The 13,919-nt window shown below is 67.1% G+C and carries 12 protein-coding genes; 9 read left to right on the top strand and 3 right to left on the bottom strand.

Features of this window, described 5'->3' with window-relative positions; translation table 11 throughout:
- Window positions 1–447: 447 nt before the first annotated feature.
- The 4 genes from F8E02_RS00615 to F8E02_RS00600 all read left to right on the top strand — a co-directional run bounded on the left by F8E02_RS00615 (window position 448) and on the right by F8E02_RS00600 (window position 4,157).
- Window positions 448–1,326 carry a class I SAM-dependent methyltransferase gene (locus F8E02_RS00615; protein WP_317065132.1) on the top strand — a complete coding sequence of 293 codons (879 nt, stop codon included), beginning with the start codon at window positions 448–450 and terminating at the stop codon, window positions 1,324–1,326.
- A 485-nt stretch (window positions 1,327–1,811) separates the two neighbouring features.
- Window positions 1,812–2,660, top strand: a complete 849-nt coding sequence (locus F8E02_RS00610; protein ID WP_317063502.1) for a S16 family serine protease — start codon at window positions 1,812–1,814, stop codon at window positions 2,658–2,660.
- 42 nt (window positions 2,661–2,702) lie between these two features.
- Window positions 2,703–3,515, top strand: a complete 813-nt coding sequence (locus tag F8E02_RS00605) for a S16 family serine protease (RefSeq protein ID WP_317065131.1) — start codon at window positions 2,703–2,705, stop codon at window positions 3,513–3,515.
- Window positions 3,516–3,554: 39 nt separating this feature from the next.
- Window positions 3,555–4,157 carry a PsbP-related protein gene (locus F8E02_RS00600; RefSeq protein WP_317063501.1) on the top strand — a complete coding sequence of 201 codons (603 nt, stop codon included), beginning with the start codon at window positions 3,555–3,557 and terminating at the stop codon, window positions 4,155–4,157.
- Window positions 4,158–4,290: 133 nt separating this feature from the next.
- On the opposite strand, the gene F8E02_RS00595 is transcribed toward F8E02_RS00600, so the two are convergent.
- The 3 genes from F8E02_RS00595 to mutS all read right to left on the bottom strand — a co-directional run bounded on the left by F8E02_RS00595 (window position 4,291) and on the right by mutS (window position 9,004).
- A complete protein-coding gene (locus F8E02_RS00595) occupies window positions 4,291–4,455 on the bottom strand; it encodes a hypothetical protein (protein ID WP_317063500.1) in 165 nt (54 codons plus the stop codon).
- Window positions 4,456–4,625: 170 nt separating this feature from the next.
- Entirely contained in the window at window positions 4,626–6,395 is a 1,770-nt protein-coding gene (gene mutL / locus F8E02_RS00590; protein WP_317063499.1) for a DNA mismatch repair endonuclease MutL, read from the bottom strand.
- On the bottom strand, window positions 6,392–9,004 hold the full coding sequence (gene mutS, locus F8E02_RS00585) for a DNA mismatch repair protein MutS (RefSeq protein ID WP_317063498.1): 2,613 nt from the start codon (window positions 9,002–9,004) through the stop codon (window positions 6,392–6,394). Before mutS ends, mutL begins: the two co-directional genes overlap by 4 nt.
- Window positions 9,005–9,147: 143 nt before the next feature.
- Here mutS and F8E02_RS00580 point away from each other — a divergent pair, with 143 nt between their 5' ends.
- The 5 genes from F8E02_RS00580 to F8E02_RS00560 all read left to right on the top strand — a co-directional run bounded on the left by F8E02_RS00580 (window position 9,148) and on the right by F8E02_RS00560 (window position 13,853).
- Entirely contained in the window at window positions 9,148–10,401 is a 1,254-nt protein-coding gene (locus tag F8E02_RS00580) for a 3-isopropylmalate dehydratase large subunit (protein ID WP_317063497.1), read from the top strand.
- Between the two features lie 2 nt (window positions 10,402–10,403).
- Window positions 10,404–10,895 carry a 3-isopropylmalate dehydratase small subunit gene (locus tag F8E02_RS00575; protein ID WP_317063496.1) on the top strand — a complete coding sequence of 164 codons (492 nt, stop codon included), beginning with the start codon at window positions 10,404–10,406 and terminating at the stop codon, window positions 10,893–10,895.
- Window positions 10,880–12,001: an isocitrate/isopropylmalate dehydrogenase family protein gene (locus tag F8E02_RS00570; RefSeq protein ID WP_317063495.1), complete on the top strand. Its 1,122-nt coding sequence runs from the start codon at window positions 10,880–10,882 to the stop codon at window positions 11,999–12,001. The genes F8E02_RS00575 and F8E02_RS00570 overlap by 16 nt, the downstream gene beginning before the upstream one ends.
- A gap of 242 nt (window positions 12,002–12,243) precedes the next feature.
- Window positions 12,244–13,392, top strand: a complete 1,149-nt coding sequence (locus F8E02_RS00565) for a nitrogenase component 1 (RefSeq protein ID WP_317063494.1) — start codon at window positions 12,244–12,246, stop codon at window positions 13,390–13,392.
- A gap of 92 nt (window positions 13,393–13,484) precedes the next feature.
- Complete coding sequence (locus F8E02_RS00560) at window positions 13,485–13,853, top strand: tautomerase family protein (protein WP_317063493.1); 369 nt, start codon at window positions 13,485–13,487, stop codon at window positions 13,851–13,853.
- Window positions 13,854–13,919 lie beyond the last annotated feature (66 nt).

Here is a 13,919-nt window from a genome sequence, read left to right as displayed (position 1 = left end):
CTTCGTTCACGCTTCGAAGCCTGAGGGCTTCTCATGCTCGCTTTGCTCGCACTTCGCACCTGACGGTGCTCACGCTCACTTCGTTCACGCTTCGAAGCCTGAGGGCTTCTCATGCTCGCTTTGCTCGCAAGTCGCACCTCCGGTGCTCCAACTCCGCTCCGCAGGAGCGTCGTTCTTCGCACCTGACGGTGCTCATGCTCCTGCCCTGCAGGCAGTTGCACTTCGCGGCCTTCGCGGCTTCGCGTGAGGCTCCGTGTAGGATGGCGATACAATCTCACGCGAAGTGCGAGCGCAGCGAGCTTGAGCACCGCAGGTGCGAGCCGCGAAGAGCGCGAAGTCTGTAATGAGTGTCCTCCTCTTCTCCCTTCTTCGAGCGAGTCAACGACGACCCGATGCAGGTGGCTTGATACCCTGTTGCGGCGATACCTCTCACCTGCGAGAACCTGACTGCTGTTCCGGCCGGGCAACTCGCATGGAGGGAGTATCATCGCACACACGTGGAATCCGGATGACTACCGGCAGCACTCGTCCACCCAGGCCAGCTGGGCGCATGAACTGATCGCGAAGCTCGATCTATCCGGCAACGAGCGGGTGCTGGATCTCGGCTGCGGCGAGGGGAAGGTGACCGCGGAGATTGCAGCCCGCCTTTCCTCCGGTTCGGTGCTCGGCCTCGACCTCTCCCCCGATATGATCGCCTTTGCCCGGGAGCATCTTCCCCCGGAGCGGTGCCCGAATCTCCGGTTCGTCGAGGGGGACATGCTCGACCTGCCGTTTGATGGGGAGTTCGACGTGGTCTTCTCAAACGCCGCCCTGCACTGGGTCCCCGACCACGGCAGGGTCTTTTCGGGCATTGCCCGCGCTCTCCGGCCGGGGGGCAGGGTCCTCCTCCAGATGGGCGGGAAGGGAAATGCCGCACCGGTCCTCGCGCTCGCGGACGCGATGCTCGAAGAGGAGCCGTGGAAGGATCTCTTCGACGGTCCGGTCCCCCGCTACGCCTTCTATGGGCCGGAGGAGGAGCGCGAGTGGCTTGCGGAAGCGGGACTCACGCCGGTGCGGGTCGAGCTGATCGGGAAGGACATGTCATTCGATAAAGCGACGGACGAAACGTCCGGAGCTCGAGCACCGCAGGTGCGAGGGCTGGATGGTCTCATGGGGTGGATCCGGACTACCTGGCTCCTCTACCTCGACCGGCTGCCCGAGGAGGCCCGGCCGGCATTCGTCGCCGAACTGGCGAACCGGTACGTCGAGCGGCACCCGTCGCCCGACGGCCGCATCCACGTCCCGATGGTGCGTCTCGAGATCGAGGCGGTCAGACCGCCGGGGTGAAGACGGGGCGGCTCCATATTGAGGGCTGGTTCTCCGGACCGGGGAGCGTTGTCCGGCCCGTCGCCGCTCGCACCTGACGGTGCTCGAGCTCCGCTCCCGGCAGAGCATCGCCGCTCGCACCTGACAGTGCTCGAGCTCCGCTCCCGGCAGAGCATCGCCGCTCGCACCTGACGGTGCTCGAGCTCCGCTCCCGGCAGAGTGTCGCCGCTCGCACCTGACAGTGCTCGAGCTCCGCTCCCGGCAGAGCATCGCCGCTCGCACCTGACGGTGCTCGAGCTCCGCTCCCGGCAGAGTGTCGCCGCTCGCACCTGACAGTGCTCGAGCTCCGCTCCCGGCAGAGTGTCGCCACTCGCACCTGACGGTGCTCGAGCTCCGCTCCCGGCAGAGCATCGCCGCTCGAACCCCTCCGGGTTTCTCCCGCTCCGGACGTTCCGTCCGTCGCCGCGGAAAGGTATATATCCGGGCGAATGGTATCCGGGCAGCGTATGCGGATACGGGAGAAGACCCTGGCGGTGCTGCTTGTCCTCTCGCTCGTCATGAACGTCTTCCTCCTCGCAGTCGTCCTCGTCCAGGGGGACGGCCCCTCCCCGTCCTTCTCCGGGTCCGGCACGGTGACCGTGGAGCCGGTCGCGACGCCGCCTCTCCTTACCCCGGCGAGGGCGACCGGGTCCGGCACGGCCTCGATGCAGGCACCGGTCGTTCTCAGAAAGATCGAGCCCGAACAGAGCGGCCCGTTCTTCTACGAGCAGGCGATCGAGGATGGTGCGATGGTGACCATCTCGGCCGAGGTCGTCCCCGGCAAAGGAAGGGTGCTCGTCCAGACAAAGCCCCTGATGGGGATCGTCTTCCAGGAGACCGCGAACCGGGCGGTCGCCCTCGCCGCCGACCGCTCCCGTGCCGACCTCGCGCAGAGCGACATCATCTTCAGCATCCAGGGGCCGGACGAGGTCTCGGAGATCGACGGGCCCAGTGCGGGGGCGCTGATGGCAATCCTCCTCCTCTCGGTGCTCGAAGGGTTCCCGCTCAACGAGAGCGTGACCGTGACCGGGACCGTCGACGAGACCGGGGGCATCGGCCCGGTCGGCGGGGTTCTCGAGAAGGCGGAGGCCGCCGCGGCGAGCGGGAAGACGCTCCTCGTCCTCCCGGAGAGGAACGAACGGATGGTCGAGTACCGCGAGAACGCCAGGTCGCCCGCCTGGCTGATCGTCGCCCGGCAACGTCCGGTGATCGTGGACGCACGGGAGTTCATCGAGGAGAACTTCGGCATCCGCGTGGTGTACGCGGGCTCCATAGACGACCTGCTCGCCGAGATCCGTGCTCCCGGCGGAACGTAGCAAGACCTTTATACCTTCCCACGGGGTTCTCTCGTGATCGCCATGCACTCCCGGTTCGCCCTCCTCCTGCTCATCCTCGTCTGCTGCACCTTCCCGGCCTCCCTGGCGTTGCAGGACCCGGTCGGCCCCCTTCCCGGGGATGCGGTCTCTCCCGCCCCGGCCTACCCGGATTCGGCCACGCTTAGTGCGCCCGTGGTGGTCCAGAGGATTGAGCTCGTGCGCCAGGGCCTCTTTCTGTACGAGCAGGTGACCGAAGAGGGCGCGATGGTGACCGTCACGGTCGAGGTCGTGCCCGGCAAAGGAAGGCTTCTCGTCCATACGACGCCCCTGATGGGGGTGATATTCCAGGACGCCGCGAGGACCGCCCTTGCCGCCGCAGAGCGCCGGACCGGGGCGGACCTCTCCGGAAGCGACGTCATCGTCTCCCTCCAGGCCGGGGGAGACGTCAACGGGATCGACGGCCCCAGCGCCGGAGCGCTGATGGCGGTCCTGATGGTCTCGGCGCTGGAGGGCTTCCCGCTCAACGAGAGCGTGACCGTGACCGGGACGATCGACTCCGCAGGCCGGATCGGCAGGGTGGACGGCATCGGCATGAAGGCGGAGGCCGCCGCCGCTTCCGGTCGGACACTCCTCCTCATCCCGCAGGAGAACAGCGTGGCGCCCGGTTACCGCGGCTTAGGACAGGGACCGGTCACGGATATGAAGGCCGCCGTCGAGGGCGAGACCGACATCCGGGTGGAGTACGTCGCGACACTCGACGATGCCCTGCGCTACCTCCGGGCCGAACCGCTCCCGGGACCGGCGGCTGCGGCGTATCCGGGGGGCGGGATCGCGATCGCCGGCATGATCTCCTGAAGGTATTTATCCGGGCACGGGCCACGTACCCGGAGAACCATGAAACCACAGAGTCTCTTGATCGCCGGGGCTCTTGCGGTCGCCGTGATCGCAGTCCTCGCGGTCCTGCTGCCGGGCCTCTCCGCGCCCCCGTCTCCCGGCCCGGGAGAGGGCGAGCCCGCTCCGGTCCCGACCCCGACCCCGGCGCCCGTCCCCGAGAACGGCACCTACGTCAACGCCACCTACGGGTATGCTCTCACCTGCCCGGAGGGGTGGCTCTACACCGAGTCGGGAGAGAGCGTCTGGTTCTCTTCGCCGGTGAAGCACGAGGAGGTCCGCGTGAACGCGATCCCCCTCTCCGGTGGGAATACCGCCGATACGGAGAAGGTCCTCCTCGCACTGAACGAGACCTACGCAAAGGACCTCGCGGCCGGGATCGATGCCAGATGGGTCTCGACGGAGAGGATCTCCCTCGACGGCAGCCCGGGATACATGTCAGCGTTCTCCGCTCCCATCAACGATGAGGATGACTACACCTTCATCGCCCGTTACACCGTCCGGAACGGGACCCTCTACTCGGTCATGCACACGGTCTTCCCCGCGGAGTACGACATCTACAACGCCGATGCGGCACCTCTGGCGGAGTCGTTCCGGTTCATCTGATCCCATTTTTGCCCGGCAGTTCGGCATCCTGCGGTGCCGGGGCTACCGGTGCGCGGATGCAAAAAAGAAGTGATGAGGCGGGTATGAGTTTGAGAGATTGTCTCTTCTGGTAGGGCGCTTTTGGAGGTTCCAATTAGTTGTTCTCTTCGGCCGGGACATCCGGCATCTCCGGAGGGAGGATAGCTTCGGGAGAGATATTGAAGTAGTGCTCGATGACCTGGTCGTTCTCACAGTCATGATACTGTTCCCCTCCACCCTGTGTCATCATCCAGAGGCGAATCTGCTGGAGTAGCGTCACATCGGTTCAATCCTTTCGTCCGCAGCGGGTGAGTCCCCCCTGTGACAATAGCCATTCTTGTCCTCGAAGAATAAAGCCATTACGATACGGGATTTGGCCCATATTCCCTTAATAATCCGACAAAATCAAAAAATGGGTTTATTGCGGGGTTATATTGCGGGGCTATTCTCTCACACTCGCCGGAAGAGCCCGTCGAGTTTCCGCTTGTCGAACGCAATCACCGTCGGCCTCCCGTGGGGACAGGTCCAGGGGGTCTTCGTCCGGGCGAGCTGGGTGAGGAGGCGCTTCTGCTGGTCGTGGGTGAGACGGGCGCCCGCCTTCACCGCTCCCCTGCAGGCGACGATGCAGGTGACCGCTTCCCGCCGGTCGGGGCCGGTGCGCGGCTCGCCGTCCAGGATCTCGGCGATCGTCTCCCTGACGGCTTCCGGGTCCTCGACCGCGCCGAGGGCCGCCGGCACCGCCCTGACGGCGAAGGTGTCCCGGCCGAACTCCTCGACCGTGAACCCCTCGTCAGCGAGGAGCGGTATCGCGTCCCGGAGCGCAGCGGAGTCCTTCGGGGGGAGGGAGAGGACGACCGGCATGATCAGTTCCTGCGACCCCGCCGCCTTATCGCGCTCCTCCGCGACCTGGTCGTAGAGGATCCGCTCGTGGGCCGCGTGCTGGTCGACGAGGTAGAGGGTGCCGTCGGCCCCCTCCGCGACGATGTAGGTCGCGGCCACCTGCCCGACCGGCTCCATCGCGGGGAGGAGGTTCTCCCGCCCCTCCGTCTCGGTCCGGCGGAGCTGCCGGTCGGAGAGGGCGATCTCGCGGTGTCCGGCGGCGTAGGCCGCCTCGGCCTCGCGGGCCGCCGGGGCAGGAGCCGGGGCCGGGGCAGTCTCATCCGGGGCCGCGAGGTGCTGCTGCACGGGTTCGGCCGGCCTCTCGCCGACGAGGTCGTGGCCGGCGAGCGCCTCCTCTACCGCGGCCGTGACCGCCGCGAGGATCTCCCGCTCCCGGGAGAGGCGAACCTCCCGTTTCGTCGGGTGGACGTTGACGTCCACCAGGTCGGTCTCGAGCGAGAGGTCAAGGAACGCCACCGGATAGCGGTCCTTCGGGAGGAGGGTCCCATACCCCTCCCGGATCGCGGCGGCGATAGGCCGTGAGGAGATGCTCCTCCCGTTGATGCTCAGGAAGACCTGCGAGGGGTTCCCCCTGCTCTCCAGGGGGCGGGAGACGTAGCCGCTGATACGGAGGAAGGGGAGCCTCGCCTCGACCGGGACGAGCGTCCGGGCGAGGTCCGCGCCGTAGAGCCCGGCGATGATGGCGAGGAGCCCCGCGGCCCGCTGGGTCGCCATCCGCTCCTTCCCGTTGTGGACGACCCGGAAGGCGACCTCGCCGTGGGCGAGCGAGAGGTTCTCGACAACCCCGTAGAGGTGGGCGAGTTCGGTGTTCTTGCTCTTCAAGAACTTCCGGCGGGCGGGGGTGTTGTAGAAGAGGTGCTCCACGACGATCGTCGTCCCCTCCGGCGCCCCGACCTCGCTCTTCTCGACGATCTCGCCGCCCCGGACGACGACCCGCGTCCCGGCAAGCGCTCCGGCGCCCCGGGGGCGGGTGATCAACGTCACCTCCGCGACGGCGGCGATGCTCGCGAGCGCCTCGCCCCGGAACCCGAGCGTCCGGATATCGGTGAGGTCGGCGATATCCCGGATCTTGCTCGTCGCGTGGGGGTGGAACGCGAGGACCGCCTCCTCCGGCGTCATCCCCTCGCCGTCGTCGGTCACCCGTATCTTCGTGATCCCGGCCATATCGGAGGTGACGTCGAGGAGGATGCTCGTCGCGCCCGCGTCGACGGCGTTCTCGAGGAGTTCCTTTGCCACCGACGCGGGCCGCTCCACGACCTCGCCGGCGGCGATCTGGTTCACGGTGTCCGGGTCGAGGACCCGGATCTTTGCCTCCGTCATCGGTCGCACCTCTCTCCGTTTGCCATCTTCCTGAGGCGGCAGAGGGCGTTCAACGCTTCTATCGGCGTCATCTCGTCAGGATTGAGGCTCCTGAGTTCCCCGACCGCCGGGTTCTCGGCGACCGCCCTCTCGCCGGAGTCGACGAGGAGCATCTGGGTGTAGCGGGGCGCCCGCGGTCCGGCCGGGGTCTCCCGCGTCGAGGCCTCCTTGAGGAGTTCTATCGCCCGGTCGGTCACCTTCTTCGGGACCCCGGCGAGGTGCGCCACGTGGACGCCGTAACTCCGGTCGGTCGCGCCGGGGATGATCTTGCGGAGGAAGACCACGTCCTCCCCTGTATCCCTCACGGCGAAGTGGAAGTTCTTCACCCGCTTCTGCGACCCCTCGAGGTCGATGAGGTCGTGGAAGTGGGTCGCAAAGAGGGTCCGGGGGCCGGCGGAGGCCTTGCCGTGGAGGAACTCCACCACGGACCGGGCGATCGCGCACCCGTCGAGCGTGCTCGTCCCGCGTCCTATCTCGTCGAGGATGACCAGGCTCTGCGCCGTCGCGTTGTTTAAGATGTTTGCCAGTTCGAGCATCTCGACCATGAACGTCGATTGGCCGGAGGCGAGGTCGTCGAACGCCCCGACCCTGGTGAAGACCCGGTCGACGATCCCGACCGTGGCGTGGCGGGCCGGGACGAAACTCCCCATCTGGGCCATGATGCAGCAGAGCGCCACCGCCCGCATGTAGGTGGACTTCCCCGCCATGTTCGCCCCGGTGATGATCATGATCTGGTCGCCGGAACTATCGAGGTCGGTGTCGTTCGGGACGAACGGGACCGGGAGGTGCCGCTCCACGACCGGGTGGCGGCCGTCGCGGATGACGACCCGGCCGTTCTCCTCGATGACCGGGCGGGAGTAGCCGTAGCGGGCCGCGACCTCGGCGAGGGCCGCGTAGACGTCGAGCAGCCCCACGGCACGTGCGGTTGCCTGGAGGGGGGGGACCTCTTCTGCGAGCGTCCGGACGAGTTCGGCGTAGATCTCCGCCTCGAGTGCGGAAAGGCGCTCCTCCGCGGTCGCGATCATCGCCTCCTTCTCCCGGAGATCGGGTATCGTGTAGCGCTCGCCGTTCGCGGTCGTCTGCCTCCGCTCGTACTCCGGCGGGACCAGGTGCAGGTTCGGCCTCGTCACCTCGATGAAGTAGCCGAAGACCCGGTTGTAGGCGACCTTGAGCGACTTGATGCCGGTCCGCTCCCGCTCCTGCTGCTGGAACTCCACGATCCAGTCCTTCCCGGTCGTCGCGAGGTGCCGGAGTTCGTCGAGATTCGCATTGAACCCCTCGCGGATCATCCCGCCGGACTTCGCGAGCGCCGGCGGGTCGTCGACGATCGCCCGCCCGACAAGGTCGACGACGCGGGCATGGTCGTCCATCGCGTCGAGGGCCTCGCGGACGAGGGCCGGCACGTCGCCAGCAAAGAGCGTCTTCACGTCCGGTATCGCCTCGAGCGACTCCCTGAGCGTGAAGAGGTCGCGGGGGCCGGCGTTCCCGTAGGCGATCCTCCCCGCGATCCGCTCGATGTCGGCGAACTCGCCGAGCGCTGCGCGGAGCGCCTGCCGCTCGATGGAGTGGCCGACGAACCACCCGACGGCATCGAGCCTCGCCTCGATCGCCGCCTTCCGGACCAGGGGGGCGACCAGGAACGACCGCATCGTCCGGCTCCCCATCGAGGTCTCGGTGACGTCGAGGGCGGCAAGCAGGGTGCTCCCGTCACCCTCGCCCCGGATCCCCGCCGTGAGTTCGAGGTTCCGGAGGGTGATCGCGTCGAGAACCATGTTCCCCGTCGGGATCCGGGTCGAAAGCCCTGTGATGTGGGAGAGGGGCGACTGCTGGGTCTCCTGGGCGTAGCGGAGCGCCGCTCCGGCCGCGGCGATCGCGCCGCTCAACCCGGCACAGCCGTAGCCGTCGAGCGTCGCCGTCCCGAACTGCCTACAAAGGCGCTCGCACGCCGCGTCCGTGTCGAACGCGTCGTCGCGGTAGCGGCTCACCGTCACCCCGACGGTCTCGAGCCGGTCCGGGAGCGCGTCAGGAAGGCTCTCGGGGACGATGACCTCCGAGGGGCGGTACCTGACCGCCTCCGAGACGATATCGGCATAGTCCCGCCCGGCGGAGACGAAGAACTCGCCGGTGGAGACGTCAAGGAACGCGAGGCCGTAGGTCTCCTTCCGGTCGGGGGCGACCGCCATCAGGTACCGGGCGCCCGCCGAGCCGAGCATCGAGGAGTCTATCAGGGTGCCCGGCGTGATCACCCTGGTCACGTCGCGCTTCACGACGCCCTTTGCGGTCTTCGGGTCCTCTATTTGATCGCAGATCACCACCTTGTAGCCCTTGCCTACCAGGCGGGCGATGTAGCCGTCGGCGGCGTGGTGCGGGACGCCCGCGAGCGGCATCCGGTCGCCGTTCTTATCTTTCCCACGCGCCGTCAGGGTGATATCGAGTTCGCGGGCCACCACGCCGGCGTCTTCGCCGAACGTCTCGTAGAAGTCCCCCATCCGGAAGAAGAGGATCGCATCGGGGTAACGGGTCTTCACCGAGTAGTACTGCCGCATTGCCGGGGTCGGTCCGTCGGTCATCGCTTCTCCTTATACAATCCGCATGGGGCCACATAAGGGTACTCCCCTCAAATCCCGCCGGATACGGCCCCGATTTCCTGCACCACCCGGGCGCTTCTGCCAAACTACATACGCCTGAAGCGCGTACCAGAACGCGATACTATATGGCGGCGACGATCGCAGAGAAGATATTCTCGATGAAGTGCGGTAGATCCGTCCGCGCGGGCGACGTGGTGATGGCCCCGGTGGACGCGGCGATGATCCACGACATCACCGGCCCGCTTGCGGTCCGGGTCTTCCGTGAGATGGGAGGAGAGCGCGTGTATGATCCGGAGCGGATCATTATGCTCTTCGACCACCAGGTGCCCGCCGATTCGATACCGGCTGCCGAGAACCATGTCTTCATGCGGCAGTTTGCAGCGGAGCAGGGGATCCACAACTACGACCTCCTGGAGGGCGTCTGCCACCAGGTCGTGATGGAGAAGGGGCGGGCGGCGCCGGGCGAGATCATCGTCGGGACCGACTCCCACACCTGCACCTACGGTGCGGCGGGCGCGTTCGCGACCGGGATCGGCTCGACCGATATGGGGTTCGTCCTGAAGTTCGGGGCGCTCTACTTCCGGGTGCCCGAGAGCATCCTCGTCGAGGTCGACGGGAGATTCGGCCGGAGAGTCGGTCCGAAGGACCTCATCCTCTCGCTCGCCGGGGATATCGGCGCCGACGGCGCGACCTATATGGCGCTTGAGTTCACGGGCCGGGCCATGGAGAAGATGAATATGGCCGGCCGGATGACCTGCGCGAACATGGCGATCGAGATGGGTGCGAAGGCCGGGATCGTCCGGCCCGACGCGGCCACCTGGGATTACGTCGCCGCACGCCGGGATATCGAGCCCTTCGACCTTGCGGGCGACGTGGACGCAACCTACCGGGACCGCCGGCGCTACGACGTCACCGACCTCGCACCCCAGGTCGCCGTCCCCCACAACGTCGACAACGTCGTCGACGTCACAAAGGTCGCGGGGACGAAGGTCGACCAGGTCTTCATCGGCTCCTGCACGAACGGGCGCTACGAGGACCTTTTCGAGGCGGCCGAGGTGATGGGGAGTGCTGATGCGTTCGCCCCCGGCGTCCGGGTGATCGTCATCCCGGCCTCGCGGACGGAGTATCTCAAGGCCCTCCGGGCCGGCCTCATCGAGCGGTTCGTCGAGGCGGGAGCCCTTGTGGAAGCACCGTGCTGCGGTCCCTGCATGGGCGGGGCGTTCGGGCTCCTTGCCCCCGGCGAAGTCTCGCTCTCGACCTCGAACCGGAACTTCCGGGGGAGGCAGGGGAGCACGCAGGCCCTGGTCTACCTCTCTTCGCCGGCGACGGCGGCGGCAAGCGCCCTCTACGGCGAGATCACCGACCCGAGGGAGGTGTGAAGATGCGGGTATGGAAGTTCGGCGACGATATCGATACGGACGCGATCATCCCCGGCAGGTTCCTCACGATTTACGATCCGGCGGAGCTCGCGAAGCACGCGTTCGAGGGGACGCGGGATGAGTTTGCGAAAGAGGCGCGGGAAGGCGACGTCGTGGTTGGGGGGACCAACTTCGGGTGCGGCTCCTCCCGCGAGCACGCGCCGCTCGCGCTCCTCGGCGCCGGGGTGAAGGTCGTGGTCGCGAAGTCCTTTGCGAGGATCTTCTACCGGAACGCCGTCAACACGGGGCTCCTGCCCCTGGTCTGTCCGGAGGCGGACGCTATAGCAGACGGCGACGCCGTCAACGTGGACCTCGCCGGCGGCTACATCGAGGCGAACGGCAGAAGGCTCGCGGTCGAGCCGGTGCCCGGTTTCCTCAAGGAGATCGTCGATGCCGGCGGCCTCGTATCCTACGCGAAGAACCTGGATGAGGTGAAGAGATGCAACATCGAGTAGCGGCAATCGGCGGGGACGGGATCGGCCCCGAGATCGTGGCGGCGGGCAGAGAGGTCCTCGACGCCGCGGGCGAGCGGTATGGGTTTGATATCGCGTGGACGGACTTCGACATCGGGGCGGAGCGCTACCTTGCGACCGGGGAACTCCTGACCGAGGAGGATATCCGGGAGCTCTCGAAGTTCAACGCGATCTACTTCGGCGCCATCGGCGACGACCGGGTGAAGCCGGGGATCCTCGAGAAGGGGATCCTGCTCGCCATCCGGTTCCACTTCGACCAGTTCATCAACCTCAGACCGATCAAGCTCCTCGACGGCGTCACGACGCCGCTCGCGAACAAGAAGCCGGAGGACATCGACTTCGTCGTCGTTCGGGAGAACACCGAGGACTTCTACGTCGGGATCGGCTCGCGGTTCACCGGAAGACACGAGCAGAAGACCCTCGAGGTCGTCCGTGACATCTACAGCGTCAAATTCGGCCTCGACGTCGAGACCGACGCCGACGAACTCGCCTACCAGATCGGGGTGATCACCCGGCCGGGCGCGGAGCGGGTGATCCGCTACGCCTTCGACCTCGCAGAGCGGCGGGAGAAGAAACTCACCTCGGTCGACAAGGCAAACGTCCTCTCCGACGTCTACGGCCTCTGGCGGGATGTCTTCACCGACGTCGCCGCCGGCTACCCGGACGTCCGGACCGAGTTCAACTTCGTCGACGCCGTCACGATGTGGTTCGTCAAGAACCCCGAGTGGTTCGACGTCGTCGTCACCCCGAATATGTTCGGCGACATCATCACCGACCTCGGCGCCATGATCCAGGGCGGGCTCGGCCTCGCCCCCGGCGGGAACATCAACCCCGCGGGGACGTCGATGTTCGAGCCGATCCACGGCTCCGCGCCGAAATACCGGGGCATGGACGTCGCAAACCCGCTCGCGACCGTCTGGGCGGGCTCGATGCTCCTCGACCACATCGGGGAGCACGAAGCGGCGGCGGCGGTCCTCCGGGCGATCGAGCAGAGCATCCTCGATGGATACGTCACCCGGGATATGGGCGGGGCGAAGAAGACGAGCGAGGTCGGGCAGTACCTCGCGTCGCTCGTCCGGACGGTGTAGGGCCGCCGCCAGTATCAGCATCTCACGTGAAGTCGCGAAGCCCTGGAGTTGTTAATAACTCTCTTCGCGGCTTCGCGGCTTCGCGTGAGGTCATAATAGGGGAGCCATCCGGTCTCACGCGAAGGCGCGAAGCCGCGAAGACAGGTTGCCGGCAGTCACCCGGGATATTTGCGGCAGTCCTCCGGGGCATCTCCTCAGAGCCCGTCTTTTATATCTCCGCGCCTCCATGATCTTGTAGAACGATGCCAGAGGACCAGCATACGCCGTGCGAGAACCCGCTCTGGCCCTGTGCGATGACCGGGGCGGTCGCATGCCTTTCGGGGTTCGAGGACCTCGCCGTCGTCGTCCACGGGTCGAGCGGCTGCTACTTCTACCCCTCATCCCTCGTCGGGGTCCCCATCCACGGGACGTTCCTCGTCGAGAGCGAGATCATCTTCGGGACGGAGTCGCGCCTCGCGGAGGTGATCGGCGACCTCGAGGGCCGCTACTCCAAAATAGCCGTCGTCAACACCTGCGTCCCCGCGATCATGGGCGAGGAGATCGGCGACCTCGCCTCCGACGGGCGTATCCTCGTCGTCGACAGCCCCGGGTTCCTCGGCGACCTCGAGGCCGGCTACCGCCGGGCGCTCGACTGCGTCGCGCCGGAGGTGGACCCTGACGCCCCCGGCGTCAACATCGACGGGATCTGCCGGACCGACCCCTTCTGCCGGGGGAACGCCATCGAGGCCCGGCGGCTCCTCAACCTCGCCGGCGCCACGGTCGGGACGACATTCTGCCTCGACCGCTACGAGGCGGCCCACCGTGCTGCCCCGTTCACCGTCGAGACGAACCCGGACCTATCGAGCGGTGTCGGGACCTCGTGCGGCTCGCTCCTCGGCCTAGAGGCCGTTGCCGGGACGTTCGAGCGGCTCGCGGCCGCAGTCGACGGGGTCGATGCCCGCCCCGTCAGTGAGGAAATCGCCTGGGCCGACGCCCGGATCCGGAAGGCCTGCGACAAGTACCTCCGCCGGTTCGACCCGCCCCGGGTGGCGATCACTGCCCAGAGCGCGTATGCCTCATTCGCCGCGGACCTCCTCGACCGCTACCTGGGCGCCGAGATCGCCCATGTCGCGGCCCGGAACGGTCCCGGGACCTCCACGACCGATTTCGCGGCGGTCCGGAAGATGATCCTGGACGCTGAGCCGGACCTCGTCCTCGGCTCCTCCTACGAGCGGTCCATCGCCCCCGGCGCCGCGTTCGTCGGGCTGACCCCGCCGCTCCGGGGCAGGGTCCTCCTCTCCTCCCGCACGATTGCCGGGATCGAGGGGGCGCTCCTCCTGATGGAGGAGGTGCTCAACGCCTGCATCAACCGCTCCCGGGGCCCGGAGACCGGAGCGGCGGGCCTCTCCTGAGGAAAGCGTTAATAGGCCCGGTGCCGCACAGCAATCATAACGGAGAGCAGGGATCCCGGTGGATCCCCGCCCTGCCGCCGGAGTAGGTCCGCATGCCGCTTGTGAAGATCGAGATCCGCACGGGAAAGCCGGTCGAGTACCGGCAATTACTCATCGAGAGCCTTCGCAAGGCTTTCGTGGACGCTTTAGGGACCCCGGAGGCCGCCCTCTGGCTCCGGCTCTGCGAGCGCAAACCCGAGAACTTCCCGATGCCCCCCGGCCGGTCGGCCGACGCGGTCCTGATCGAGGCCTCGCTCATGCCGGGGCGGAGCGCCGAGACGAAGCAGGCGCTCTATCGGGCGATCGTGGGGTACCTCGACCACGATGCGGGCGTCCGCCCCGAAGACGTCTGCATCGTCCTCTACGAGCCGCCCGTCGAGAACTGGGCCGAACACGGCGAAGCGTTCGGGCCCTCGCGGTAGGCCTGCGGGGTGTCATAAGGTTTTTAAGACCCGGCGGATATCGGGGTGCCGACCTGCCTGTATGGG

Origin of the sequence: Methanoculleus caldifontis (assembly GCF_032842345.1) — an archaeon.
GTDB lineage: Archaea > Halobacteriota > Methanomicrobia > Methanomicrobiales > Methanoculleaceae > Methanoculleus > Methanoculleus caldifontis.
Note: the sequence above shows the minus strand (reverse complement) of the source record. Positions and strands in the feature narration are given on the sequence as shown.